Consider the following 22,389-nt stretch of genomic DNA (forward strand, 5'->3'; position numbering starts at 1 on the left):
GCACACCCATGTCCGACGTGAACACCACGCACGCACCGCTGCCCGACGTGCACACCACACACGCACCGCCCGTCCCCGGCGCGCCCGCCCCGGTCATATCCGTGCGGCCCGTGATCCTGCCCGCTCCCGGCCGCGGCGAGGACCTTCAGGTGCGCGTCTCCGCCCCCACCACCGGTGGCGACCTGCCCGTCATCGTCTTCTCGCACGGCTTCGGCTGGTCGATGGACGGCTACGCCCCGCTGGCGGACCACTGGGCCGCGCAGGGCTTCGTGGTCCTGCAGCCCACCCACCTCGACTCCCGGACGCTCGGCCTGCCCGCCGACGATCCGCGCACGCCGCGCATCTGGCGCCTGCGCATCGAGGACGTCACGCGCGTGCTGGACGGACTCGACACCCTGACGGCCGCCGTGCCGGGCCTCGCGGAACGCGTCGACCGTGACCGCGTCGCCGTGGCGGGCCACTCCTGGGGCGCCCAGACGGTGAGCACCCTGCTGGGTGCCCGGGTCCTCGACGCCGACGGCGTGCCCGGCCCGGACATGTCCGACTCCCGGGTCGGGGCGGGGGTGCTGTTCGCCCTGGCCGGCCTCGGCGACGACCTGACCCCGTTCGCCGCCGAGCATCTCCCCTTCCTCAAGCCGTCCTTCGACGCCATGACGACACCGGCCCTCGTCGTCGCGGGGGACGCCGACCAGTCCCACCTGTCCACGCGGGGCCCGGACTGGTTCACCGACCCCTACACGTACAGCCCGGGCGACAAGAGCCTGCTGACGCTGTTCGGGGCCGAGCACTCCCTCGGCGGGATCCCCGGATACGAGGCCGCAGAGACCACGGACGAGAGCCCCGCCCGCGTCGCCCTGATCCAGCGGCTCACCACGGCCTTCCTCCGCAGCGCCCTCTACCCGGGGGACACCGCCTGGAAGACGGCGACCGCCGCGCTGGCGGAGGACCCCGAGCCGCTGGGGGCGGTGCGGAGCAAGTAACTCCCGCCGCCCGGCCGCGACCCCCGTGCCGTGGCCACCCCCTCAGGGGCGCCAGTGCAGCGCGGGGTCGGGGTGGTCCACGAACCCCAGGTCGCGGTAGAGCGGTTCGCCCTGGTGGGAGGCGTACAGGTCGACGCGGGACGCCTCGCACGCGCGGAACCAGTCGAGCAGCTCGCGCATGATCGCGCGGCTGAGTCCGCGGCGGCGGTACGCGGGGTCGGTGACCACGCCGATCACGTGGCCGACCCGTCCATTGCGGTTGTGCGGACCGGGGAACCACTGGTCGACGGTCCCGATCCCGCACGCCGCGAGGCCCGTTGCGCCGTCCACGACGAGAAGGCGCGCGGAGTCCGAGGCGAGCCGGTCCGTCAGTACGGAGGCGAGGTCCTCACGCCAGTCGTCCTCGCCCGGGGCGGGATTGAAGTACTCCCCGCCGAGCGTCTCGAAGAGCAGTGCGCGCAGGCGTACGAGTTCGGGGATGTCGGTGGCCACCGCGCGGCGAACGGCGGCACGGACAGGGGCGATTGGTGCGGCGGGCTGTGTCATGTCGATCAGGGTCGAGTAAGCCCCTTGTACGTCACAAGCCTTACCGGGTGCGACTCGTGGGGGAGTGCGCGGAACCCTGTTGATCGCGGCCGGGCGGCGCGGTAGGAAGGCGCCATGACGACTCTCGGCGTGGTGTTCCGTCCCCAACTTCCCCCCGAGCGCCTGCGCGGCATGGTCCGCGCGGCCGAGGACGCCGGACTCGCGGAGCTGTGGCTCTGGGAGGACTGCTTCCTGGAGGGCGGCATCGCCGCCGCCTCCGCGGCCCTCGCGTGGTCCGAGCGGCTGCGCGTCGGGGTCGGGCTGCTCCCCGTACCGTTGCGCAACGTCGCCCTGGCCGCGATGGAGGCGGCCACGCTGCACCGGCTCTTCCCGGACCGCGTCATGCTCGGCGTGGGGCACGGGGTGCAGGACTGGATGGGGCAGGTGGGGGCGCGGGCCGAGTCGCCGCTCACCCTGTTGCGCGAGCACCTCGACGCGATGCGGTCGCTGCTCGCGGGCGAGCGCGTCACGGTCCGGGGGCGGTACGTGCGGCTCGACGACGTCGCGCTCGACTGGCCGCCCGCGTCGGCGCCCGCGGTCTACGCGGGCGCCCGGGGCCCGCGCTCGCTGCGGCTGACCGGAGAGGCCGCGGACGGCACGATCCTGGACGCCGGCACCTCGCCCGACGGCGTCCGCGAGGCCCGTCGACTCATCGACGAGGGAAGGGCGGCGGCGGGGCGGACCCGGACGCACCCCGTGGTGGTCTACCTCCTCGCCGCGACCGGGCCCGACGGAGCGGCGCGGCTGCGCGCGGAACTCCGGAGCGAGGGCCGGGAGGCCGCCGGGCCCGGCGTCGCCGGCAGCGCCGACGAGGTGGCGCAGGAAGTGCGCCGTCTCGCCGGGGCCGGAGCCGACACGGTCGTCCTGCAGCCCACCGGCGACGAACCGGACCCGGAGGGCTTCATCCGCTTCGTCACGGACGAGGTGGCCCCGCGGGTGCGGGAGGCCTGAGGCCGCCCGCACGGCGCGGCCTGCGCGGCCCGACCGGACGTCGGCCGCTCCGATATCGCCCCACGGCTCCCACAGCCCCCACAGCCCCCACGGCCCTCACGCGTCACCCACCTCATCCACTTCTCCCACCTCACCCACCTCACCCACCTCACCCACCTCACCCACCTCACCCACCTCACCCACCTCACCCACCTCACCCACCTCACCCATCGGAACCCATCGGATTCCCTTAGGCTCGGCCTCATGATGCATAGCGAGACCGATGGACAGGCGGAGGGGGCCCGGGGCGCGGGCGGGTCGGCGGGGACGCTGGACCTGAATCAGCTGCGCACCTTCCTCGCGGTGTACCGCTCCGGGTCCTTCACCGCCGCCGCCCGCCTCCTGGGCCTCTCGCAGCCCACGGTCACCGCCCAGATCCGCTCCCTGGAGCGACAGCTCGACCGGGAGTTGTTCGAGCGGCTGCCGCGCGGCGCCGCCCCCGCGCCGTTCGCCGACGAACTGGCGTCGCGGATCGTCGAGCCCCTGGACGCCCTGGCCGAGGTCGCGGGCCACGGCGCCGACGGCTCGGCGGCCGAGCCGGTCCACCTCGCGGGGCCTGCCGAACTCCTCTCGCACTGCGTGCTGCCGCACCTCGCGCCGCTGGTGGAGAAGGGCGTGCTGCTGCGGATCGCGACCGGTCTGACGGACGAGCTTCTCGCGGAGATGCGGGCGGGGCGGCACGACCTGCTGATCGCCACGACCCGGCCGCGCGGCCGCGGACTCGCCGCCGTGCCCCTCGCCGACGAGGAGTTCGTGCTGGTCACCTCGGCCGCCTGGGCGGAGCGGATCGGCGGGCCCGCGCGGATCGCCGCCGACGGACCCGCCGCCCTGCACGGCGTCCCCCTGGTGGCGTACGGGGAGGACCTGCCCATCGTCCGCCGCTACTGGCGGCACGTCTTCGGCAAGCGCCTGGTGTGCAGGCCCGCCGTCACCATGCCCGACCTGCGCGCGGTCCGGGCGGCCGTCACGGGCGGCGCCGGATTCAGCGTGCTGCCCCGCTACCTGTGCCTGGACGAGCTCGCGTCGGGAGCCCTGGCCCTTCTCGCCGACCCGGACGACCCGCCCATCAACACCGGCTATCTCGTGCAACGGCCGGGCTCGGCGGAGAACCCGCACGTCGCCCTCGTCCGCGACCACCTGCTGGAATCCGCGCGCGACTGGTAGCGCGGGTAGTGTCCGGACGTCAGGCGCCGGGGGCGGGGTCCGCCGGGTTCGCGGGGTCCCTGAGCTGAAGCCCGTTCTCCCAGATGGTGTTGAGCGTCGTGACGAGCCGCTCGTACGGGATGCGCTGGCCGAGCACGAACACCATGTACGCCATGCGGCTCACCATGACCGACAGGGCGTGCGCGGTCACCAGCGGGTCCAGGCTCGTGTCGGCCTGCCCGTTCTCCTGCAGGGTCCGGATGAGCTTGGCGTTGCGCCGGGCGAAGGCGTTGCCCCGCTCGATGCGCAGCGCCATGAACTGCTCGTCGATCTGGGCGACTTGCTCGAAGAGCGCCATCAGGCGGGCGTTCTTCTTGTACGCGCGCAGGTACTCGCGGTTCGATGCGTCGATGAGCTCACGGGGATCGGTGATGCCGGTGCGCTCGCGCAGGTGCGGGTGGAGCATCTCCTCCTGCACCTGCTCGACGAGTGCCTGGAAGATCTCTTCCTTGCTGTTGAAATACGTGTAGAACGACCCGGAGGCGACGTGCGCCGCCTTGGAGATGTCCGTGATGCGGGCGTCCAGATACCCGTCGCGCTCGAACACCTCGCGCGCGGCGGCGACCAGGGCGTTGCGCGTCCTGACGCCGCGGGCGCTGCGGGGCGTGATCGGTTGCTTCTGGCCGCCGTCTGCGGCCGGGGCCTGGGCAGCCACTGCGATCCATTCACTGTCGGGCGGAGCGTGCGGTCGACACCGGTACGTGTCGGTCACCTGTCGGTGGCAGCGGATGCTATCAGCCGACGTCGGCGAGGAATTCCAGGAGAGCGGCGTTCACCTCGTCCGGCCGCTGCTGCTGGATCCAGTGTCCGGCGCCGTCGAGCACGACGTGCCCGCGCGGATCGGCGAGCATCGCGTCGAGGCCCTTGGCCGGCATGAACTGCCCGACCGGGTCCTTGGAGCCGGTGACGAACAGCGCGGGCTGGGTCACACGCCGGTCGGCGAGGTGCGCGGTGAGCTCCCAGTTGCGGTCGAGGTTGCGGTAGTAGTTGAGGCCGCCGGTGAATCCGGTCCGTTCGAACGTGTCGACGTAGTAGCCGAGTTCGCCGTCGTCGAGCCACGGCGGGGGAGTCGCCGCGGCGCCGCCCTCCTCGGCCAGCCGGGCGGAGTAGATCTCCTGGGCGGTGAGGGTCCTGCGGACGTCCCGGTGCAGCACCGCGTCGGCGGCGCCGGGCTCCTGGAACCACACCATGTAGAAGTCGTCGCCGAGCCGCTTGCGCAGGATCGGCAGCGGCGGCGCCGGAGCCCGGGGCGACACCGGCACGCTCATCCCGGCCACCGCCCGCACCCGCTCCGGGTGGGCCAGGGCCATCTGCCACACCACGGCGGCCCCCCAGTCGTGCCCGACGAAGACGGCGTCGTCCGCGCCCACGTCGTCGAGGATCGCGGCCAGGTCGCCGCAGAGCGTCAGGATGTCGTACGCGTCCGCGTCGGCGGGACGGGAGCTGCCGCCGTAGCCGCGCATGTCGGGGACGAGGACGCGGTACCCCGCGTCGGCCAGGGCGAACAGCTGGTGCCGCCAGGAGAACGCCAGCTCGGGAAAGCCGTGGCAGAGCACCACCGGCGGCCGGCCCGGACGGCCTTCGCCGTGGTCGTACACCCGGAGCGTGACGTCGCCCGAGGTGACCTCGCGCGTGGCGACGCGCTCCCAGTCGGCGATCGGGATGTGGTGCGCCATGGGCTGATCTCCTGTCGTTCGCGGGACCGGGGCGGCGGAACACGTGCCGACCGAGGCCGTGTTCGGGTCATTGAACTTGACGTTGGTTTCAAATGTACAGCGCGTCCGGTCCGGGGCGTACGGCCCCGGACGCCCTCGTCCGCCCCGGTATCGAGGCTCTTGAACCTGAACCCGGATTCAAATAGGTTGACGGGACCCGGGGAGCGACTGACGGGGGCCGGGGCGAGCGGAGGTGCGGTGCGATGGACGACGCAGGGACGCGCGGTGCGGTCCTCTTCGACTTCGGCGGGGTGCTGACCACGAGCGTCGTCGTCGCCTTCGAGGAACTCGGCACCGAGCTCGCCGACGAGCCGAAGCTGCTGCTCCGGCTGCTCTCCAAGGACGTGGAGAGCAGTGCCCTTCTCGTGGCGCACGAGGAGGGGCGCATCGGCGAGCGGGAGTTCGAGACGGGCTTCGCGGCCCGGCTGCGGGCGCACGGAGCCGCCGTCGCGGGCCCCGGCCTGGTGCGCGGGCTGCAGGAACGGCTGCGCCCGGACCCCGACATGATCGCCCTGGTGGCACGGGTGCGGAGCCAGGGCCACCGGGTCGGGCTCCTCTCCAACTCCCTCGGCGACGACTGTTACGCCGGGTTCGACCTGCCCGCGATGTTCGACGCCGTCACCGTGTCCGGCGAGATCGGCGTGCGCAAGCCCTCCCGCCGCGCCTACGAGATCGCCTGCCGGCGCCTCGGCGCACGCCCCGGGGACACCGTCATGGTGGACGACCTGCCGCAGAACATCGCCGCGGCCGACCGGCTCGGCATCGCCGGGGTGGTCCACCGCGACGCGGCCGCCACCGAGGCGGAGCTCGCCCGCCTCCTCGCGCCGCCCGCCGGCACGTGAGGCGGGCCGACGGCCGGGCGGTGTATCCGCGGGGCGGGCCCGGGGACCAGACTCAGACCACACCAGAACCGTTGGAGGATCCGTGTTCGACGTGACCGACCGGGCCAAGGAGTACCAGGAGAAGCTGCTCGCCTACATGGACGAGCACATCTACCCCGCGGAAGCGGTGTACGAGGCACAGATGGCGGAGTCGGGCGACCCGCACTTCCAGCCGCCGGTCCTGGAGGAGCTCAAGGCCGAGGCGCAGCGGCAGGGCCTGTGGAACCTCTTCCACCCGCACCCGGAGTGGGGTCCCGGCCTGACCAACCTGGAGTACGCGACACTGGCCGAGATCATGGGCCGCAGCGCGCACCTCGCCCCCGAGGCCACCAACTGCAACGCGCCGGACACCGGGAACATGGAGGTCCTCACGCTGTTCGGGACCGACGAGCACAAGGAGAAGTGGCTCAAGCCGCTCCTCGCGGGCGAGATCGCCTCCGCGTTCGCCATGACCGAACCCGCGGTCGCCAGCTCCGACGCCCGCAACATCGAGATGCGGATGGTCCGCGACGGCGACGACTACGTCCTCAACGGCCGCAAGTGGTGGACCTCCAACGCCCTGCACCGCAACTGCCGCGTGCTCATCGTGATGGGCAAGACCGACCCGGACGGGCCGAGCCACCGCCAGCAGAGCATGATGGTCGTCCCCCTCGACACCCCGGGCGTCACGGTCCTGCGCGGCTTGCCCGTCTTCGGCTACCAGGACCGCGAGGGCCACGCCGAGGTGCTGTTCGAGGACGTACGCGTGCCCCGCACCGCCCTGCTCGCGGGCGAGGGCGACGGCTTCATGATCAGCCAGGCGCGCCTCGGTCCCGGCCGCATCCACCACTGCATGCGCACCGTCGGCATGGCGGAGCGCGCCCTCGATCTGATGATCGACCGCGCGCAGTCGCGTACGACGTTCGGCGCGCCGCTGTCCGACCGCGCCAACATCCAGGACTGGATCGCCGAGTCCCGCGTCGAGATCGACATGGCCCGCCTGCTGACCCTCAAGGCGGCGCACCTGATGGACACCGTGGGCAACAAGGAGGCCCGCACGGAGATCGCCGCGATCAAGGTCGCCGCCCCCGAGGTCGCGCTCAAGGTCGTCGACCGGGCGATCCAGGTGCACGGCGGCGCCGGGGTCAGCGACGACTTCCCGCTCGCGAGCATGTACGCCCACCTGCGCACCCTCCGGCTCGCCGACGGCCCCGACGAGGTGCACAAGCGCACCATCGCGCTGCGGGAACTGCGCCGTCGCGAGACCGAACGGAACGCGGGATGAGCGGCCCCGTGACGGGGAAGGGCCCCCTGGCGGGGAAGGTCGCCGTCGTCACGGGCGCCTCGCGGGGCATCGGCCTCGCCGCCGCGGCGGCCCTGCGCGACCGCGGCGCGCAGGTCGTCATCACCTCGCGCAGCGAGGAGCGCGCCAAGGACGCGGCCGCCCAACTCGGTGCGGGCGTCGACGGGTTCGGCGCCCATGCCACCGACGAGGCCGCCGCGCGCGCCTGCGTCGAGCACACGGTCGCCACCTACGGCAGCCTCGACATCCTGGTCAACAACGCCGGGACGAACCCCGCGTACGGCCCGGTCGTCGACCAGGACCACGGCCGCTTCGCGAAGACCATGGACGTCAACCTCTGGGCGCCGATCCTGTGGACCTCCCTCGCGGTGAAGGCCTGGATGGGCGAGCACGGCGGGTCCGTCGTCAACACGGCCTCCATCGGCGGCTATACGGTCGCCCAGGACGTCGGCATCTACCACGTCTCCAAGGCCGCGCTCATCCACCTGACCAAACAGCTCGCCCTGGAACTCGCCCCGAAGGTCCGGGTGAACGCCATCGCACCCGGCGTCGTGCGGACCAGGCTCGCCGAGGCACTGTGGCAGGAGAACGAGCAGCGCGTCGCCGACGCCACGCCGCTGGGCCGCATCGGTGAACCGGAGGACCTGGGGGAGGCCGTGGCGTTCCTCGCGGGCGAGGGCGCCCGCTGGATCACCGGCGAGACGCTGGTCGTCGACGGCGGCCAGCTCCTCGGTCCGGGGCCGCTGTGAAGGAAGCCGTGACGGAGGCTTGGAAGGGGGCCTAGGAGGAAGCCGTGACGGAGGCCTGGAAGGGGGCCCAGAAAGAGGCCGTGGCGGGCGCTCGGCCCTCGGGTGCGGGCGGTGCGGCAGGCGCCTACCCGGGCGGCGCGGCCAGGGACTCGCTCCGGCCCGAGCGGCGCAGCGAGTCGGCGACGAATCCCGTGGCCTTGAGCTCCTCGACCAGGTCGTGGAGGAAGCGGACGGTCTCGGGCGCGCGCGTCCGCGTCGTGCCCACCGCCTGCCGGATCTCCATGAACCGGTCCTCGACCAGGCGCATCCCGGGGTGCGACGCCACGTACGCGGTCAGGGGCTGGCGGATGCCCGCCGCGACCTCCAGGCCCTCCGCACGGAAGACGTCGACGCCCTCGTCGCCGCGCACCACGCTCGCCTGCCGCAGCGTGCGGGAGAGGAAGAGGTCGTAGGCGGAGCCGCGCTTCACGCCGACCCGCACACCGGGCCGGTCGACGTCGGCAGCCGTCGTGAACGGCGCCTCCGCGGGCACGGCGTAGACGCCCTCGATGACGACGTACGGCGCGGTGAAGGCGACCTCGGCCTCGCGGGCCGGATCGACGGCGAGGAAACACAGGTCGGCCCGGCCCTCGGCCATCGCCTCGTACGACATGCGGGCCGCGTCGAAGCAGAGGAACTCCACGGGGAGGCCGAGCCGTGCGCCGGCCTCGCGCGCGATGTCCACGGTGATGCCGGAGGGGGCGGCCGCTGTGCCCTGGGCGAGCACCGGGTTGCCCAGGTTGACGGAGGCGCGCAGTACGCCGGTCGGCGCCAGGTCCTCGATGACGGCAGCGGGCGCGATCTTCATGCGGCGGAGTCTAGGACACCCTGTCGGATGCGCCGGTGGGCCGGGTGGCGTCAGGCGGCGAAGATCTGCGACGGGTCGGCGAAGGCCTTGAACTCCAGGGCGTTGCCGGCCGGGTCGAGGAGGAACATCGTCCACTGCTCGCCCTGGTGGCCCTCGAAGCGGACGTAGGGCTCGATGACGAACTCGACGCCCGCCGTCCGCAGCCGGTCGGCGAGCCGCCGGAACGCGGGTATCGGCAGGATCAGTCCGAAGTGCGGTACGGGCACGTCGTGGCCGTCGACCGGGTTGTGCACGCGCTGCGCCCGCTCCGGCACGAGATGGGTGACGAACTGGTGGCCGTGCAGGTCCCAGTCCACCCAGGTCTCCGCACTGCGGCCCTGCTCCAGGCCGAGCACCTCGCCGTAGAAGAGGCGCGCGGCGGCCAGGTCGTCGACCGGCACGGCCAGGTGGAACCGGGGGATTGCGGACTCCGTATCGCTCATGGTCGGCACTGCCCTTCCGTGCGGGGCGGCCGGGGAGCCGCCCGGTGCGAATGGCCCGACTGCCGGTGTGCCCGCAGTCGGTGACCCCATGAAGACATCCGGTGTCTCCATGCGGATATTAGGAGATAGGTCGCATGTTAACATTGTCGGCCCCGGGAGGAGCACGACATGAACGAGCTGGGGCAGGTGGCGCCCGCGCGGCGCCGGGGGCTTGCCGACGAGGTGGCGGACCGGATCCGGGAGGCCATCTTCAGCGGGGCCTACGCCCCGGGCGCGCAACTGCGCGAGGTGGAACTGTCGGTGGCGATGGACGTGAGCCGCGGCCCCGTGCGGGAGGCGCTGCGGCTCCTCGAGCGGGAGGGCCTCGTCCACTGCGCGTGGCATCGCGGCACGACGGTGACCGCGCTGACCCCCGATGACGTCGCCGAACTCGACAGTCTGCGCGGCGCGTTGGAGGACCTGGCCGTGGAGCGGATCGTCGCGCGCGCCTCGCAGGAGGACCTCGCCCGGCTGGACCGGAGCGCCGAGTTGATGGAACGGGCCGCCGACGCGCACGACTTGGTCCGGCGCGACATCGAGTTCCACGATGCCGTCTTCGCCGCCGGCGGGCACCGGCGCCTGGTCGAGGCGTGGGAGGGCATCCGCTGTCAGGTCCACCTGTTCCTGCTGACCCGGATCGGGCACAGTTCCCAGGGGTACCTCGACCGCGTGCCGCGTGAACATCGTGACCTCGTCGCCGCCCTGCGCACCCGCGATGCCGACATCGCGCGCGAGCGCTTCGCCGCGCACCGCCGACGCGCCGTCGACGTGGTCCTGGACGGCGAATCGGGTACCTCGACCACGGTCGGCTGAGTATCCGTACTCATGATCGTTCCTCGCGGGTCGCGGAGGCTGGTCCCCTCAGCCGACGAGAGGGAGCCAACCGTGCGCAGCATCATCCGAGTCAGCCCGGCAGGACGAGCCACCGGGAACCGTCGTGCGCGGTCCGTGGTGGGCCTCGCGCTCGCGGGCGTGAGCGCCGCCGCCGTGCTGACCGGGTGCTCCATGCAGGACGCGGTCTGCGGGGGCGAGGAGTACCCGATCCTGCTGGTGGGGAGCAGCGGTTCCGCCTGCCACCCCAAGGGCGAGGAGCCGCCGAAGGGGTACGCCCGTTACCCGGAGGGCAAGGTCCCCGAGCACGTCGGGGACAAGTGGGACACGTACTGGAACGACCACACGCTCGACAAGAACGGCAAGATCATCAAGCTGAAGGACGGTCAGTGAGGGGCTAGGCACCTCGCGGCGGCCCGCTCCGCGCCACCCTGTGTGTCCCCGTCCGGCCCGGGCGTCACCGGGCCGCAAGTGGGTGGCGTGAAAGACGGGGGTGGACTTACTAGGACGTCCAACTATATGTTCGTGACCAGAGCCCGCGGTGCAGGGAAGCCGGTGTGAATCCGGCGCGGTCCCGCCACTGTGACCGGGGAGTGCGTTCTCGCGAGTGATACGCCACTGACGGACAAGTCCCGTCGGGAAGGCGGGAGAACGCGCGCTGATCCGGGAGTCAGGATACCGGCCGCGGGGTGTTCCGTGTTGTCCACGAGGATGGAGCAGACACGCATGGCACCGGTCCGTACCCACGACCCAGGTGATCCGGCGAAGCGAGCGACGGCCCGCGCCGACGCCCGACTCCACGACGGCTCTTAGGCCTTCGCGTCCCACGACAGACCCGCCCGCGCCCCTCACCCGGTGGCGTCGTCGGCCTGCCGTGCCATCCCCGGACTCACCTGACGAGAGCAGGCTCTCATGGTCCGTGAACTGACACACTTCATCGGCGGCAAGCACGTGAGCGGCGCCTCCGGGCTCTTCGCCGACGTGTACGACCCCAACTCCGGCTCCGTGCAGGCACAGGTGCCGCTCGCCGGGCGGGCGGAGACGGAGGCGGCGATCGCCGACGCCGAGTCCGCCCAGCGCGCCTGGGGCGAGTGGAACCCGCAGCGCCGCGCCCGCGTGCTGCTGCGCTTCCTCCAACTCGTCGAGGGCGAGCGGGACGAGCTGGCCCGGCTGCTCTCCTGCGAACACGGCAAGACCGTCGCCGACGCCCACGGCGACCTGCAACGCGGCCTGGAGGTCGTGGAGTTCGCCGCCGGTATCCCGCACCTGCTCAAGGGCGAGTTCACCGACAACGCGGGCACCGGCATCGATGTGCACTCCCTGCGCGTGCCGCTCGGCGTCACCGCGGGCATCACCCCCTTCAACTTCCCCGCGATGATCCCGCTGTGGAAGGCGGCGCCCGCACTGGCCTGCGGAAACGCCTTCGTCCTCAAGCCGTCCGAGCGCGCCCCCTCGGTGCCGCTCCGGCTCGCCGAGCTGTTCGTCGAGGCGGGCCTGCCGCCCGGCGTGCTCAATGTCGTCAACGGCGGCAAGGAGAGCGTCGACACGCTCCTGGAGGACCCGCGCGTACAGGCGCTCGGCTTCGTCGGCTCCACGCCGATCGCCGCGCACATCTACGCCACCGCCGCGGCGCACGGCAAACGCGCCCAGTGCTTCGGCGGCGCCAAGAACCACATGATCGTGATGCCCGACGCCGACCTCGACCAGGCCGTGGACGCCCTGATCGGCGCCGGATACGGCTCGGCGGGCGAGCGCTGCATGGCCATCTCCGTCGCCGTCCCCGTCGGCGAGGAGACCGCCGACGCCCTCGTCGCCCGCCTCAAGGAGCGCGTCGCCGAGCTGCGCATCGGCCGCTCCGACGACCCGGCGGCGGACTTCGGCCCGCTGGTGAGCCGCGAGGCCCTCGACCGGGTCCGCCGCTACGTGGACATCGGCGTCAACGAAGGTGCCGAACTCGTCGTCGACGGGCGTGACTTCACCCTGCCCGGCCACGAGAACGGCTTCTTCGCCGGAGCGACCCTCTTCGACCGCGTCTCGCCGCGCATGCGGATCTACCGCGAGGAGATCTTCGGCCCGGTCCTGTGCGTGGCCCGCGCGGCGGACTACGAGGCCGCCCTGCGGCTGCCCACCGAGCACCCCTACGGCAACGGCGTCGCGATCTTCACCAGGGACGGCGACACCGCCCGCGACTTCACCCGCCGCGTCGGCGCCGGCATGGTCGGCGTGAACGTGCCGATCCCGGTACCCGTCGCCTACCACACCTTCGGCGGCTGGAAGCGGTCCGGGTTCGGCGACCTCAACCAGCACGGCCCCGACGCCGTCCGCTTCTACACCCGCACCAAGACCGTCACCTCGCGCTGGCCCTCCGGGACCAGGGAAGGCGCGAACTTCACCATCCCGACGATGGGATGAGCGCGATGACACCGACCGCCACCACCCTCACCAAGGACCAGCTCGCGCTCACCGAGGTCACCCTCGACTTCGCCGACGAACACCTCGCGCCGCACGCCGTCGCCTGGGACCGGGACAAGCACTTCCCCGTCGACGTGCTGCGCAAGGCCGCCGAACTGGGCCTCGGCGGCGTCTACGTACGGGAGGAGCACGGCGGTTCGGGGCTCGGCCGCGCCGACGGCACCCTCGTCTTCGAGGCCCTGGCCACCGGCTGCCCCTCCATCGCCGGCTACCTCTCCATCCACAACATGGTCGCCTGGATGATCGACCGGTACGGCGACGCGGCACAGCGCGCCCGCTGGCTGCCGGGACTGTGCAGCGCCGCCGCCCTCGGCAGCTACTGCCTCACCGAGCCCGGCGCCGGATCGGACGCCGCGGCCCTGCGCACCCGCGCCGAACGCGACGGCGACAGCTATGTGCTGACCGGCGTCAAACAGTTCATCTCGGGCGCGGGCGCCTCGCAGGTGTACGTCGTCATGGCCCGCACCGGAGAGGACGGCCCCGGCGGCATCTCGGCGTTCGTCGTCGAACGGGACGACGAAGGCCTCTCCTTCGGCGCCGACGAACGCAAGATGGGCTGGAACGCCCAGCCCACCCGTCAGGTCGTCCTCGACGGCGTGCGGATCCCCGCCGACCGCAGGCTCGGCGCCGAGGGCGACGGGTTCCGCATCGCCATGAACGGCCTCAACGGCGGCCGGCTCGGCATCGCGGCCTGCTCGCTGGGCGGCGCCCAGAGCGCCCTGCACCGCAGCGTGGCCCACCTCGCGGACCGCGAGGCGTTCGGCGCGCCCCTCCTCGACGCCCAGGCGCTGCGGTTCCGGCTCGCCGACATGGCCACCGAACTGTCCGCCGCCCGCGCGCTCGTGCGCCAGGCGGCCGAGGTCCTCGACCGGGGCGACCCGGGGGCCCCGGAACTGTGCGCCATGGCCAAGCGCTTCGCCACCGACACCGGCTACTCCGTGGCCGACCGCGCCCTGCAACTCCACGGCGGATACGGCTACTTGAGCGAGTACGGCATCGAGAAGATCGTCCGCGACCTGCGGGTCCACCAGATCCTGGAAGGAACCAACGAGATCATGCGCCTGATCGTGGCCCGCGGTCTGACCGAGGCCGTCCGATGACGGCGCCCGACGACACCGTGCTGCTGCGGGTCGAGGGCCGCGCCGCCCACCTGGTCCTCAACCGGCCCAGGGCCCTCAACGCCCTCACCCACGCCATGGTGCGCCGCATCGACGAGGCGCTGACCGCCTGGGAGCGGGACCCCGCCGTCGAGACCGTCGTGCTCACCGGCGCGGGGGAGCGCGGCCTGTGCGCGGGCGGCGACATCCGCTCCATCCACGCGGACGTCACGACCGGCGACGGCGCGGCGACCCGGGCCTTCTGGCGCGACGAGTACCGCCTCGACGCCCGTATCGCCCGCTATCCCAAGCCCTACGTCGCCGTCATGGACGGCTTCGTCATGGGCGGCGGCGTGGGCGTCTCGGCGCACGGCGGGGTCCGCCTGGTCACGGAGCACTCACGGGTGGCCATGCCCGAGACCGGCATCGGCTTCGTGCCGGACGTCGGCGGCACCTACCTCCTGAGCCTCGCACCCGGCGGCCTCGGTACCCATCTCGCCCTCACCGGGGCGCAGGTGACGGCCGGCGACGCGCTCAGGTGCGGCCTCGCCGACCACTTCGTACCGGCGACCTCGCTGCCCCTGCTCATCGCCGACCTCTCCGACGCGCCGGTACGGGAGGTCCTCGCGCGGTACGTGGCGGACGCGCCGCCCGGCCCGCTCGACGACGAGCGGGCGTGGATCGACCACTGCTACGCCGCCCCCACCGTCGAGGAGATCGTCGACCGTCTCCGCGCCGACGGGTCCCGGGCGGCGAAGGAAGCGGCCGAGACGCTGCTGTCCCGGTCGCCCACCGCCCTCAAGGTGACCCTGGAGGCCCTGCGCCGGGCACGCGGACTCGGCTCCCTCGAAGCGGTGCTCGACCAGGAGTACCGGGTCTCCTGCGCGGCCCTGGCCTCGCACGACCTGGCAGAGGGCATCCGCGCCCAGGTCATCGACAAGGACCGCACGCCCCGCTGGAACCCCGGCACGCTCGCCGGAGTGGGCGGGGACGACGTCGCACGATACTTCGCGCCGCTCGGCGACCGGGAACTCGCCCTGGCCGACGGCGCCGTGACCCAGGAGGTGGCGTGGTGAACCGGACCGAGGGAACCGGGCGCCAGGCGGACGGCGCGGGGGCGGGCACGGAGTCGGCCGCCGGAAGGACCGTCGCCTTCATCGGCCTCGGCAACATGGGCGGCCCGATGGCGGCCAACCTGGCCGCGGCGGGCCATCGCGTGGTCGGCCACGACCTGTCGGCCGACGCGCTGGCCGCCGCCGCGGCCCGGGGAGTGGTGCCCGCGCCCTCGGCCGTCGAGGCGGTGCCGGGCGCCGACGTCGTGATCACCATGCTCCCCGCCGGTCGTCACGTCCTTGCGCTCTACCGCGACGAGGGGCTCCTCGCGGCGGCCGCTCCCGGCACGCTGTTCGTCGACTGCTCCACCATCGACGTCGCCGACGCCCGCGCCGCCCACGCGGCCGCCGTCGAGGCGGGCCACCGCGGTCTGGACGCCCCGGTCTCCGGCGGCGTGCTGGGAGCGGAGGCGGGCACGCTGACCTTCATGGCGGGCGGCGGCACCGCGGAGTTCACCGAGGCCGAGCCCTTGCTGACCGCCATGGGCAAGCGCGTCGTGCACTGCGGGGAGCCCGGCGCCGGGCAGGCGGCGAAGATCTGCAACAACATGATCCTCGGCGTCTCGATGGTCGCCGTCAGCGAGGCCTTCGTCCTCGGCGAGAGCCTCGGGCTGTCCCCGCAGGCCCTGTTCGACGTGGCCTCCACCGCGTCCGGGCAGTGCTGGGCGCTCACCTCCAACTGCCCCGTACCGGGACCCGTCCCCGCGAGCCCGGCCAACCGCGACTACCGCCCGGGCTTCGCCGCCGCCCTCATGGCCAAGGACCTGGGGCTGGCCGCGGGCGCCGCCCGCGCCGGCGGAGTGGACGCCGAACTCGGTCTGCGCGCGGCCCGTCTGTACGCGGAGTTCGCCGCCGACGGGGGAGCGGCGCAGGACTTCTCGGCGATCGTCCGGACGATCAGGCGACGCTCGGGAACGGATGGCCCGACGGACCGCCTCGCCACCTCCGGTGCTTCCGACACTCCCGCCGTTCCCGACACTCCCGCCGCTCCCGACACCCCGTGACAGGAGCACACCTCACGTCCGACCCTCCCGCCCTCCCGGGGGAGTCGGGCGCGGGGCGGCGGCCACGCAGAACTCGTTGCCCTCGGGGTCTGCCATCACCACGTGGTGCCCGGCGAACTCGGCGAGCACCCTGCCGCCCGCCCGGACCAGCCGCGCCGACTCCGCCGTGATGCGCGCCCACCGCTCGTCCGCGCCGCCGTGTCCCGGCACCCGGATGTCGAGGTGCAGACGGTTCTTCGCGGTCTTGGGCTCGGGCACCTCGAGGATCGACAGACGCGGTCCGCGGCCCGCCGGATCGCAGAGCCAGGCGGCGTCGTCCGCGGACTCGCCCTCCGGCAGGTCGAAACTCGCGAGCCACTCGGCACGCGTGGTGAAGGGCGCGGGCGGTGGCTCGTCGACGTAGCCGAGCGCCGTCTTCCAGAAGGCGGCGAGGAGACCCGCGTCGGCGCAGTCGAGGGTGAGGTCGATCGAGGTGGCCATGACGGGACCGTACGGGAGGAGGCGGCCGGAGCGGGCCGTCGACCGGCGATCTCGGAAAGTTGTGCGATCGGTGGGTGTGAGCCCCGCCGCAGCGGGCAATCGATGAGTGGGCCCCGCCGTGTCTCCCCCGTCGCGGCGGGGTCCTTCACGTCCCGGAGGGGCCCTCAGCCCCCCTCGCGGTAGACGAGGGCCGTCCCGGTGACGGTCAGCGTGTCCAGCAGAAGCGGCCAGCCGATGCCGTGGCGCAGGACGAGCCACGCGCCGGGGACCGCGCCCGCGACCATCGCGGCCACGGCGGCGACCTTGCGGCCGGACCGCCGGTCGGTGCCGCCCGCGAGCCGTGACCCGGCGGCCAGCGCGGCCAGGGTGCGGGTGAGGACCGTCGTGGTCAGGTCCGGCACGGCCAGCCTCCCGACGGTGCCGTTGCGCAGCCCCATCGCGAGGGCGATCAGGGCGATGAGCGGGTACGGCGGTACGCCGCCCGCGCCGAACGCGACGACGGTGGACACGGCCAGGAGCGCCGCCTCGCACCACAGCGCGGTGCGCACCCACGGCACGCGGTGCCGGTCGCGGAAGGCGAGCGCGAGCCGTCCGGCGGCCACCGCGCCGACGAGGAACGCCCCGAGCGAGACGAGTGAGCCGGTGACGGAGAATCCGGGCGCCCCCGCCAGGGCGAACCCGATGATGAGGACGTTCCCCGTCATGTTCGCGGTGAAGACGTGCCCGAGGCCGAGGAAGCAGACGGCGTCGACGAGACCGCTGACGACGGTGAGGGTGACGAGGACCAGGGACAGCGGGTGGCGGTCGCCGATCTCCGGGGTCGGCACGGAGCGGCTGCCGGGGTGAGGCGTCATGGCGCCCGTTCTATCCCGGCCTCCGGCGCGCCGGGGCGCAAGGACGCGGTCTGGCGCGGTGCCTTCTTCCGGTAGGTCCACGGTCGCGCGCGGCGCTTTCGTACGGCAGGGAACGGTCGTGCGCGGCGCTTCGTCCGGGGCAAGGAACGGTCGTGCGCGGCGCTTTCGTCCGGGGCAAGGAACGGTCTGGTTCGGCGCTTTCGTACGGAGGGAACGGTCTGGTCCGGCGCTCTCGTCCGGCAGGGTCGCAGTGTTTGAGCCATCGCGGGAGGGCAACTCGTACGGCTCCGAAGGGAGGGGTTCCGTGACAGCCACGCCATCCCCGTCGGCCGTGCGGACGGCGCCGGCCGAGGCACGCGACACCCTCGCGCCCACGCCCACGGACCGGCCGCCGAGCGGACCGACGGCCGGATCAGCGACCGGATCAGCGACCGGACGGACGACCGGAGCGGCGAGCGCGCCGACGGAGCTCGGCCACCACGAGCTCGTCCGCTATCTCGAAGACCGCTTCGCCTGCGCGCAGGCCTGTGACGACTGCGTGCGCGCGTGCACCGGTCGCCGGGCCCCGTGCGAGCCGGACGGCGCGCAGCGCCTCAACGCGGCCTGCGCCGACGTGTGCGAGGCGACGTCCCGCGTCCTTGCCGAACAGGGCGAGGACGAGCAGCGGGTCCGCATGCAGGTTGAGTGGTGCCGCGCGGTCTGTCTGCAGTGCGCCGCGCTCTGCGAGCTCCATCCGGCGTCGGCCCGGTGCGCCGAGGCCTGCCGCCGCTGCGCGAAGGCGTGCGACGACTTCCTGACGACCCTCGGCTGACCGGAGCCCGCGAACCCGGGCCGAGGCGTCCGGTTCCCCGCGCCCCGTTCTTCACCCCTCCGCCGCCATTCCCAATTTCTGCAACGGGTTCTACTGTGTGCGCCGTCGGGTCCGGGACCGAGCGAGCCGAGCAGTGAGCCAGTAGAGCCTGGAGGGGCCGTGCACCTCGAATACACGCCTGAGCAGCAGCAGTTGCGCACCGAGCTCCGTGCGTACTTCGCCGAGTTGGTGCCGGACAACGCCTACGCGCGATACGGCGAACCGGCCGCCCAGAAGCGGTTCTACCGGGAGACCGTCCGGCGGCTCGGCTCCGACGGGTGGCTCGGGGTCGGCTGGCCGAAGGAGTACGGCGGGCGCGGGCTGTCGCCCATGGAACAGTTCATCTTCTTCGACGAGGCGGCCCAGGCGGGCGTCCCGCTGCCGCTCATGGCCCTCAACACGGTCGGCCCGACGATCATGCAGTTCGGGACGGACGAGCAGAAGGAGTTCTTCCTGCCCAAGATCCTCTCCGGCGAGCTGGACTTCGCGATCGGCTACAGCGAGCCCGACGCGGGCACGGACCTCGCGGCCCTCAGGACCAAGGCCGTCAGGGAGGGCGACGAGTACGTCGTCAACGGGCAGAAGATCTGGACCACCAACGGCGACACCGCCGACTGGGTGTGGCTCGCCGTCCGTACCGCCACCCCCGGAGAAGGCGTGCCGCCGCACAAGGGCATCACCATGCTCCTGGTCCCCACGAGCGACCCGGGCTACTCCTGCACCCTCATCAACACCCTCGCCTCGCACGACACCACGGCCAGCTACTACGAGAACGTCCGTGTCCCCGTGTCGCGCCGGGTCGGCGAGGAGAACAAGGGCTGGCGGCTGATCACGAACCAGCTCAACCACGAGCGCGTCACGCTCGCCGCGCACGGCACCATGGCCATCCGGGCCTTCCACGACGTGCAGCGCTGGGCGATGGACACCAAGCTCACCGACGGCCGCCGCGTCATCGACCTGCCGTGGGTCCGCCAGCGCCTGGCGAGGACCCACACCAGGCTCGACGCGATGAAGCTCCTGAACTGGCAGATGGTGAACGCCGTCCAGGAGGGCACCCTCACCCCCCAGGACGCCTCCGCCGTCAAGGTCTACGGCTCCGAGGCCCGCCGCGACGCCTACGCCTGGCTCATGGAGGTCGTCGGCGCGGTCGGCGCGCTCAAGGAGGGCTCGGCGGGCACGGTCCTGCACGGTGAGCTGGAGCGCGGCTACCGCTCGGCCGTGATCTTCACGTTCGGCGGCGGGAACAACGAGATCCAGCGCGAGATCATCTCCTGGATCGGCCTGGGGATGCCGCGGGTGCGCCGCTAGGGCGCGGCACGGGGTCGGGAGCCGTGAAGTGGGACGCCAATTCGTCCACGAGTGACGTCAGTTCGCGGGTGTCGTGTGCCGCGCCGAAGAGGTAGTGGTCGGGGCGGATCAGCACGCCGATGTGTCCGGCGGATTGGAGGTGCGGCAGCCAGACGCCGTCGACGTCGACGGCGGCCACCTCCGGATCGGCCGGGGTGCCGGGCGGCACCAGGTGGAGCAGCCGGGCGCCGATGCGGGCCAGGAAGCCGAGCCGGCCGGGGGTGAGGGTGTCGCGCGGGTCACTGGTGGAGGCCACGACGAAACCGTGTCCGACGACCTCGTCCAGGAGGCCGGTGCGGCCCCGGTGGCACACGCGTGGCTGCGGGCCGAGCACGCCGGCCGCCCCGTCCGTCCCGCTGCCGGAGACCACGCCGCCGAGCAGCCGTGCCGGTGGCAGCGCGGGCAGGATGCGATCCGGGTCGGCGCCCCGGCCGGTCATGAAGGTGTCCCGCAGGGCCGCGGACTCGGGGTCGGTGACGCAGATGACCTTGCCGAGCTCCACCGACAGGCCGATGGCGTGCTGGACGTGGGCGCCGCGTTCGCCGCCGTAGGTGTCGAGGACGGCGGGGGCGGCTTCGCCCTTGAGCACGAGGTCGAGCTTCCAGGCGAGGTTGGCCGCGTCGCGGATGCCCGAGCACATGCCCTGGCCCGCGAACGGCGGCATCAGGTGGGCGGCGTCACCGGCGAGCAGCAGACGGCCCGAGCGCCACACGTCGGCCCACCGCGCCTGGAAGGTGTAGACGGCGTGCCGCTCCAGGGTGCAGTTGTCCGGGGTGAGGCCCCAGGGGGTGAGCAACTCCCAGGCCATGGGCGCGGTGTTGAGCTGCTCCACCGTCTCGCCGGGCATCCGCATGAACTCCCACCGGCGGCGCCCGGGCCCTCCGGAGACGGCGGTGGTGGGGCGTGCCGGGTCGCAGACCTGCAGGTTGACCGGCGTCCACGTGCGATCTTCGTGCGGGCGTACGTCGACGATCAGCCAGTCGTAGAAGAAGCCGAGATCGGCCATCCTGGTTGGCATGCGGGTGCGTACGAAGCTGTTGGCCCCGTCGCAGCCGACGACCCACGGAGCGTCGAAACGGCGTTCACGGCCCCGGCCGTCCCGGGCGGTGACGCGTACCGCATCCGTGCTCTCGACGAGCCCGACCGCCGTGTGGTCGCGCAGGACGGTGATCGTTCCGGTGGTCCGGGCGATGTCGACCAAGGCCTGTTCCAGATCCGGCTGATGCATCATCGAGGCGGTGGGCCAGCCGGAGGGGCCGAGCATCGACCAGTCGAAGTGCAACAGGGTCTCGCCGTCGGCGTTGCGCCAGTCGTACGTGTCGGCCGCCTCGGTCAGGTCGCGGAGCCGGTCGCCGAGGCCGGTGCCCGCCAGCAGCCGCGCGACCTCGTCGTCGAAGTGCACGGCGCGCGGGCGGGGGTAGGGCTCCGGCCGGCGTTCGAGCACGGTCACCGTCCACCCGTGGCGGGCCAGGAACAGCGCGCACGCCAGCCCGACCGGCCCCGCGCCGACCACCAGGACGTCGCTGACGTCGGCGTCCGTCGCGCCGCTCGTGTCGCGTTCCTCGTGAGGAGCCATGCCCGGGCCCTACTTGGCGGGACCGGCGTGAGCGCCGGTCATGAGGTCCGCGAGGTCGTCGGGCGCGAGGAAGGACGGCGGAGGCGGCGGCCCCCAGGCCCAGAGCGACCTGGCGCCCTCCCAGTCGCCGGGTGTCCAGAGCGCGTCGTCGACGATGCAGTCCAGGTCGGCGTAGTACTCGGAGAACGTGCCGGCCGGATCCTTGAGGTACCAGAAGAAGTTGGACCCGATGAAGTGCCTGCCGGGGCCCCAGGTGTGCCGCCCGGGGTCGGCCTCCAGCATGGCCGTCGCGCCGCGCCCCACCTCGTCGACGTCGTCGACCTGCCAGGACGTGTGGTGCAGGAACGCCACCGGCGCCTGCTGCACCAGCACGTTGTGGTGGTCGCTGGAGCAGCGCATGAAGGCGGCCAGGCCCTTGACGGTGTCGCTGACCTTGAAGCCGAGGCCCTCCTGGAAGAACCGCTGGGAGAACTCCTGGTCGGTGGAGCCGAGGACGACATGGCCGAGCTTGCGGGGCCGGACCGGGCCCTCGCGCAGGAGGCCGGGAGCGCGCCGGTGCAGGCGGGCTTCGTGGCCCGGGGCGTTGGACGGCGGCGGGGGAGTGGCCGTCTGCTCGTAGCGCGGGGCGAGTTCGACGCGGACGCGCACATCGGTGCCCGGGTCTACGGCGGCGACGACGCCCGCGCCCCGGTCGACGGGGACGCCGAGCCGCGCCAGGGAGGCCGCCACCCGGTCGAGGTCGTCGGGGTCGTCAACGCCGACCCCCAGCTCCATCAGCCGTCGGCGCGGTGCGTGCACGATGCGGAGCTGCTCGCCGCCGTCCGCGGTGGCGAACCCGTGCCCCTCGGCGCGCGGGGCGGTGCCGGTGGGGCCGCCGGAGTCGGTGAGCGCGCTCGGGGTGAGGCCGAAGTCCCGGTAGTACGCGGCGGTCCGCTCGACGTTCGGGACGCCCATGAGGATCTGGGTCAGACGGTGCAGTGGCATGGTGACCGGCTTTCTCTCAGACGGGCTGC

23 protein-coding genes and 1 riboswitch are annotated in these 22,389 nt (G+C 72.9%); of the genes, 14 read left to right on the forward strand and 9 right to left on the reverse strand.

The features are described 5' to 3' along the window. The first annotated feature begins 8 nt into the window (after positions 1-8). Positions 9-980 (forward strand): alpha/beta hydrolase family protein, encoded by a 972-nt coding sequence (locus tag ACFYXE_RS09965; RefSeq protein ID WP_389310816.1) that lies wholly within the window; start codon positions 9-11, stop codon positions 978-980. A 42-nt stretch (positions 981-1,022) separates the two neighbouring features. Here ACFYXE_RS09965 and ACFYXE_RS09970 read toward each other — a convergent pair whose 3' ends face one another. Next, positions 1,023-1,526, reverse strand: coding sequence for a GNAT family N-acetyltransferase (locus tag ACFYXE_RS09970; protein ID WP_389310818.1), 504 nt, complete (start codon positions 1,524-1,526; stop codon positions 1,023-1,025). Positions 1,527-1,640: 114 nt separating this feature from the next. On the opposite strand from ACFYXE_RS09970, the gene ACFYXE_RS09975 reads away from it, so the two are divergent. Continuing rightward, positions 1,641-2,516, forward strand: coding sequence for an LLM class flavin-dependent oxidoreductase (locus tag ACFYXE_RS09975; protein WP_389310820.1), 876 nt, complete (start codon positions 1,641-1,643; stop codon positions 2,514-2,516). 243 nt (positions 2,517-2,759) lie between these two features. Further along, a complete protein-coding gene (locus tag ACFYXE_RS09980) occupies positions 2,760-3,719 on the forward strand; it encodes a LysR family transcriptional regulator (protein WP_389310822.1) in 960 nt (319 codons plus the stop codon). A gap of 19 nt (positions 3,720-3,738) precedes the next feature. Here the strand turns inward: ACFYXE_RS09980 and ACFYXE_RS09985 are convergent, their stop codons facing one another. Together ACFYXE_RS09985 and ACFYXE_RS09990 are read right to left on the reverse strand one after the other, a co-directional pair. Beyond that, on the reverse strand, positions 3,739-4,413 hold the full coding sequence (locus ACFYXE_RS09985; protein ID WP_389310824.1) for a TetR/AcrR family transcriptional regulator: 675 nt from the start codon (positions 4,411-4,413) through the stop codon (positions 3,739-3,741). Positions 4,414-4,492: 79 nt separating this feature from the next. Beyond that, positions 4,493-5,434 (reverse strand): alpha/beta fold hydrolase, encoded by a 942-nt coding sequence (locus tag ACFYXE_RS09990; RefSeq protein WP_389310826.1) that lies wholly within the window; start codon positions 5,432-5,434, stop codon positions 4,493-4,495. Positions 5,435-5,676: 242 nt separating this feature from the next. On the opposite strand from ACFYXE_RS09990, the gene ACFYXE_RS09995 reads away from it, so the two are divergent. The 3 genes from ACFYXE_RS09995 (at position 5,677) to ACFYXE_RS10005 (ending at position 8,385) form a co-directional block, all read left to right on the forward strand. After that, positions 5,677-6,315 carry an HAD family hydrolase gene (locus ACFYXE_RS09995; RefSeq protein ID WP_389310828.1) on the forward strand — a complete coding sequence of 213 codons (639 nt, stop codon included), beginning with the start codon at positions 5,677-5,679 and terminating at the stop codon, positions 6,313-6,315. A gap of 82 nt (positions 6,316-6,397) precedes the next feature. Beyond that, positions 6,398-7,618, forward strand: a complete 1,221-nt coding sequence (locus ACFYXE_RS10000) for an acyl-CoA dehydrogenase family protein (RefSeq protein WP_389310830.1) — start codon at positions 6,398-6,400, stop codon at positions 7,616-7,618. Further along, positions 7,615-8,385, forward strand: a complete 771-nt coding sequence (locus ACFYXE_RS10005; RefSeq protein ID WP_389310832.1) for an SDR family oxidoreductase — start codon at positions 7,615-7,617, stop codon at positions 8,383-8,385. The genes ACFYXE_RS10000 and ACFYXE_RS10005 overlap by 4 nt, the downstream gene beginning before the upstream one ends. A 124-nt stretch (positions 8,386-8,509) precedes the next feature. On the opposite strand, the gene ACFYXE_RS10010 is transcribed toward ACFYXE_RS10005, so the two are convergent. Together ACFYXE_RS10010 and ACFYXE_RS10015 are read right to left on the reverse strand one after the other, a co-directional pair. Next, complete coding sequence (locus tag ACFYXE_RS10010) at positions 8,510-9,232, reverse strand: transporter substrate-binding domain-containing protein (protein WP_389310834.1); 723 nt, start codon at positions 9,230-9,232, stop codon at positions 8,510-8,512. Positions 9,233-9,282: 50 nt separating this feature from the next. After that, positions 9,283-9,714: a VOC family protein gene (locus tag ACFYXE_RS10015; RefSeq protein ID WP_389310836.1), complete on the reverse strand. Its 432-nt coding sequence runs from the start codon at positions 9,712-9,714 to the stop codon at positions 9,283-9,285. Between the two features lie 168 nt (positions 9,715-9,882). On the opposite strand from ACFYXE_RS10015, the gene ACFYXE_RS10020 reads away from it, so the two are divergent. From ACFYXE_RS10020 to mmsB, 6 genes are all read left to right on the forward strand, one after another. Next, a complete protein-coding gene (locus ACFYXE_RS10020) occupies positions 9,883-10,566 on the forward strand; it encodes a GntR family transcriptional regulator (protein WP_389310837.1) in 684 nt (227 codons plus the stop codon). Positions 10,567-10,647: 81 nt separating this feature from the next. Next, complete coding sequence (locus ACFYXE_RS10025; RefSeq protein ID WP_389311413.1) at positions 10,648-10,977, forward strand: SCO0607 family lipoprotein; 330 nt, start codon at positions 10,648-10,650, stop codon at positions 10,975-10,977. Positions 10,978-11,106: 129 nt separating this feature from the next. After that, positions 11,107-11,286: riboswitch (cobalamin riboswitch) on the forward strand. 210 nt (positions 11,287-11,496) lie between these two features. After that, entirely contained in the window at positions 11,497-12,996 is a 1,500-nt protein-coding gene (locus tag ACFYXE_RS10030; RefSeq protein ID WP_389310839.1) for a CoA-acylating methylmalonate-semialdehyde dehydrogenase, read from the forward strand. 5 nt (positions 12,997-13,001) lie between these two features. Continuing rightward, positions 13,002-14,156 carry an acyl-CoA dehydrogenase family protein gene (locus ACFYXE_RS10035; protein ID WP_389310841.1) on the forward strand — a complete coding sequence of 385 codons (1,155 nt, stop codon included), beginning with the start codon at positions 13,002-13,004 and terminating at the stop codon, positions 14,154-14,156. After that, positions 14,153-15,229: an enoyl-CoA hydratase/isomerase family protein gene (locus ACFYXE_RS10040; RefSeq protein WP_389310843.1), complete on the forward strand. Its 1,077-nt coding sequence runs from the start codon at positions 14,153-14,155 to the stop codon at positions 15,227-15,229. The genes ACFYXE_RS10035 and ACFYXE_RS10040 overlap by 4 nt, the downstream gene beginning before the upstream one ends. Next, positions 15,223-16,269 (forward strand): 3-hydroxyisobutyrate dehydrogenase, encoded by a 1,047-nt coding sequence (gene mmsB / locus ACFYXE_RS10045; RefSeq protein WP_389310845.1) that lies wholly within the window; start codon positions 15,223-15,225, stop codon positions 16,267-16,269. The genes ACFYXE_RS10040 and mmsB overlap by 7 nt, the downstream gene beginning before the upstream one ends. 12 nt (positions 16,270-16,281) lie before the next feature. Here the strand turns inward: mmsB and ACFYXE_RS10050 are convergent, their stop codons facing one another. Together ACFYXE_RS10050 and ACFYXE_RS10055 are read right to left on the reverse strand one after the other, a co-directional pair. Beyond that, positions 16,282-16,749, reverse strand: a complete 468-nt coding sequence (locus ACFYXE_RS10050) for a VOC family protein (RefSeq protein WP_389310847.1) — start codon at positions 16,747-16,749, stop codon at positions 16,282-16,284. A 164-nt stretch (positions 16,750-16,913) separates the two neighbouring features. Then, on the reverse strand, positions 16,914-17,603 hold the full coding sequence (locus ACFYXE_RS10055) for a YoaK family protein (protein ID WP_389310849.1): 690 nt from the start codon (positions 17,601-17,603) through the stop codon (positions 16,914-16,916). A gap of 304 nt (positions 17,604-17,907) precedes the next feature. Here ACFYXE_RS10055 and ACFYXE_RS10060 point away from each other — a divergent pair, with 304 nt between their 5' ends. After that, positions 17,908-18,414 carry a ferredoxin gene (locus tag ACFYXE_RS10060; RefSeq protein WP_389310851.1) on the forward strand — a complete coding sequence of 169 codons (507 nt, stop codon included), beginning with the start codon at positions 17,908-17,910 and terminating at the stop codon, positions 18,412-18,414. A gap of 159 nt (positions 18,415-18,573) precedes the next feature. Continuing rightward, complete coding sequence (locus ACFYXE_RS10065; protein ID WP_389310853.1) at positions 18,574-19,761, forward strand: acyl-CoA dehydrogenase family protein; 1,188 nt, start codon at positions 18,574-18,576, stop codon at positions 19,759-19,761. On the opposite strand, the gene ACFYXE_RS10070 is transcribed toward ACFYXE_RS10065, so the two are convergent. Both ACFYXE_RS10070 and ACFYXE_RS10075 read right to left on the reverse strand, forming a co-directional pair. Next, positions 19,718-21,376 carry a bifunctional 3-(3-hydroxy-phenyl)propionate/3-hydroxycinnamic acid hydroxylase gene (locus ACFYXE_RS10070; RefSeq protein ID WP_389310855.1) on the reverse strand — a complete coding sequence of 553 codons (1,659 nt, stop codon included), beginning with the start codon at positions 21,374-21,376 and terminating at the stop codon, positions 19,718-19,720. The two genes, ACFYXE_RS10065 and ACFYXE_RS10070, sit on opposite strands and share 44 nt — an antisense overlap. A gap of 9 nt (positions 21,377-21,385) precedes the next feature. Next, positions 21,386-22,360, reverse strand: coding sequence for a VOC family protein (locus tag ACFYXE_RS10075; protein WP_389310857.1), 975 nt, complete (start codon positions 22,358-22,360; stop codon positions 21,386-21,388). Between the last annotated feature and the right edge of the window lie 29 nt (positions 22,361-22,389).

The organism is Streptomyces sp. NPDC002564, assembly GCF_042889645.1.
Taxonomy (GTDB): domain Bacteria; phylum Actinomycetota; class Actinomycetes; order Streptomycetales; family Streptomycetaceae; genus Streptomyces.

Excerpts from the sequence above, each read along its gene's own strand:
- ACFYXE_RS10075 (WP_389310857.1), bottom strand. The coding sequence starts at position 22,360 with ATGCCACTGCACCGTCTGACCCAGATCCTCATGGGCGTCCCGAACGTC.
- ACFYXE_RS10040 (WP_389310843.1), top strand. The coding sequence starts at position 14,153 with ATGACGGCGCCCGACGACACCGTGCTGCTGCGGGTCGAGGGCCGCGCC.
- ACFYXE_RS10020 (WP_389310837.1), top strand. The coding sequence starts at position 9,883 with ATGAACGAGCTGGGGCAGGTGGCGCCCGCGCGGCGCCGGGGGCTTGCC.
- ACFYXE_RS10055 (WP_389310849.1), bottom strand. The coding sequence starts at position 17,603 with ATGACGCCTCACCCCGGCAGCCGCTCCGTGCCGACCCCGGAGATCGGC.
- ACFYXE_RS09975 (WP_389310820.1), top strand. The coding sequence starts at position 1,641 with ATGACGACTCTCGGCGTGGTGTTCCGTCCCCAACTTCCCCCCGAGCGC.
- ACFYXE_RS09990 (WP_389310826.1), bottom strand. The coding sequence starts at position 5,434 with ATGGCGCACCACATCCCGATCGCCGACTGGGAGCGCGTCGCCACGCGC.
- ACFYXE_RS10030 (WP_389310839.1), top strand. The coding sequence starts at position 11,497 with ATGGTCCGTGAACTGACACACTTCATCGGCGGCAAGCACGTGAGCGGC.
- ACFYXE_RS10070 (WP_389310855.1), bottom strand. The coding sequence starts at position 21,376 with ATGGCTCCTCACGAGGAACGCGACACGAGCGGCGCGACGGACGCCGAC.
- ACFYXE_RS09970 (WP_389310818.1), bottom strand. The coding sequence starts at position 1,526 with ATGACACAGCCCGCCGCACCAATCGCCCCTGTCCGTGCCGCCGTTCGC.
- ACFYXE_RS10015 (WP_389310836.1), bottom strand. The coding sequence starts at position 9,714 with ATGAGCGATACGGAGTCCGCAATCCCCCGGTTCCACCTGGCCGTGCCG.
- ACFYXE_RS09965 (WP_389310816.1), top strand. The coding sequence starts at position 9 with ATGTCCGACGTGAACACCACGCACGCACCGCTGCCCGACGTGCACACC.
- ACFYXE_RS10010 (WP_389310834.1), bottom strand. The coding sequence starts at position 9,232 with ATGAAGATCGCGCCCGCTGCCGTCATCGAGGACCTGGCGCCGACCGGC.
- ACFYXE_RS10050 (WP_389310847.1), bottom strand. The coding sequence starts at position 16,749 with ATGGCCACCTCGATCGACCTCACCCTCGACTGCGCCGACGCGGGTCTC.
- ACFYXE_RS10005 (WP_389310832.1), top strand. The coding sequence starts at position 7,615 with ATGAGCGGCCCCGTGACGGGGAAGGGCCCCCTGGCGGGGAAGGTCGCC.
- ACFYXE_RS09980 (WP_389310822.1), top strand. The coding sequence starts at position 2,760 with ATGATGCATAGCGAGACCGATGGACAGGCGGAGGGGGCCCGGGGCGCG.
- ACFYXE_RS10035 (WP_389310841.1), top strand. The coding sequence starts at position 13,002 with ATGACACCGACCGCCACCACCCTCACCAAGGACCAGCTCGCGCTCACC.
- ACFYXE_RS09995 (WP_389310828.1), top strand. The coding sequence starts at position 5,677 with ATGGACGACGCAGGGACGCGCGGTGCGGTCCTCTTCGACTTCGGCGGG.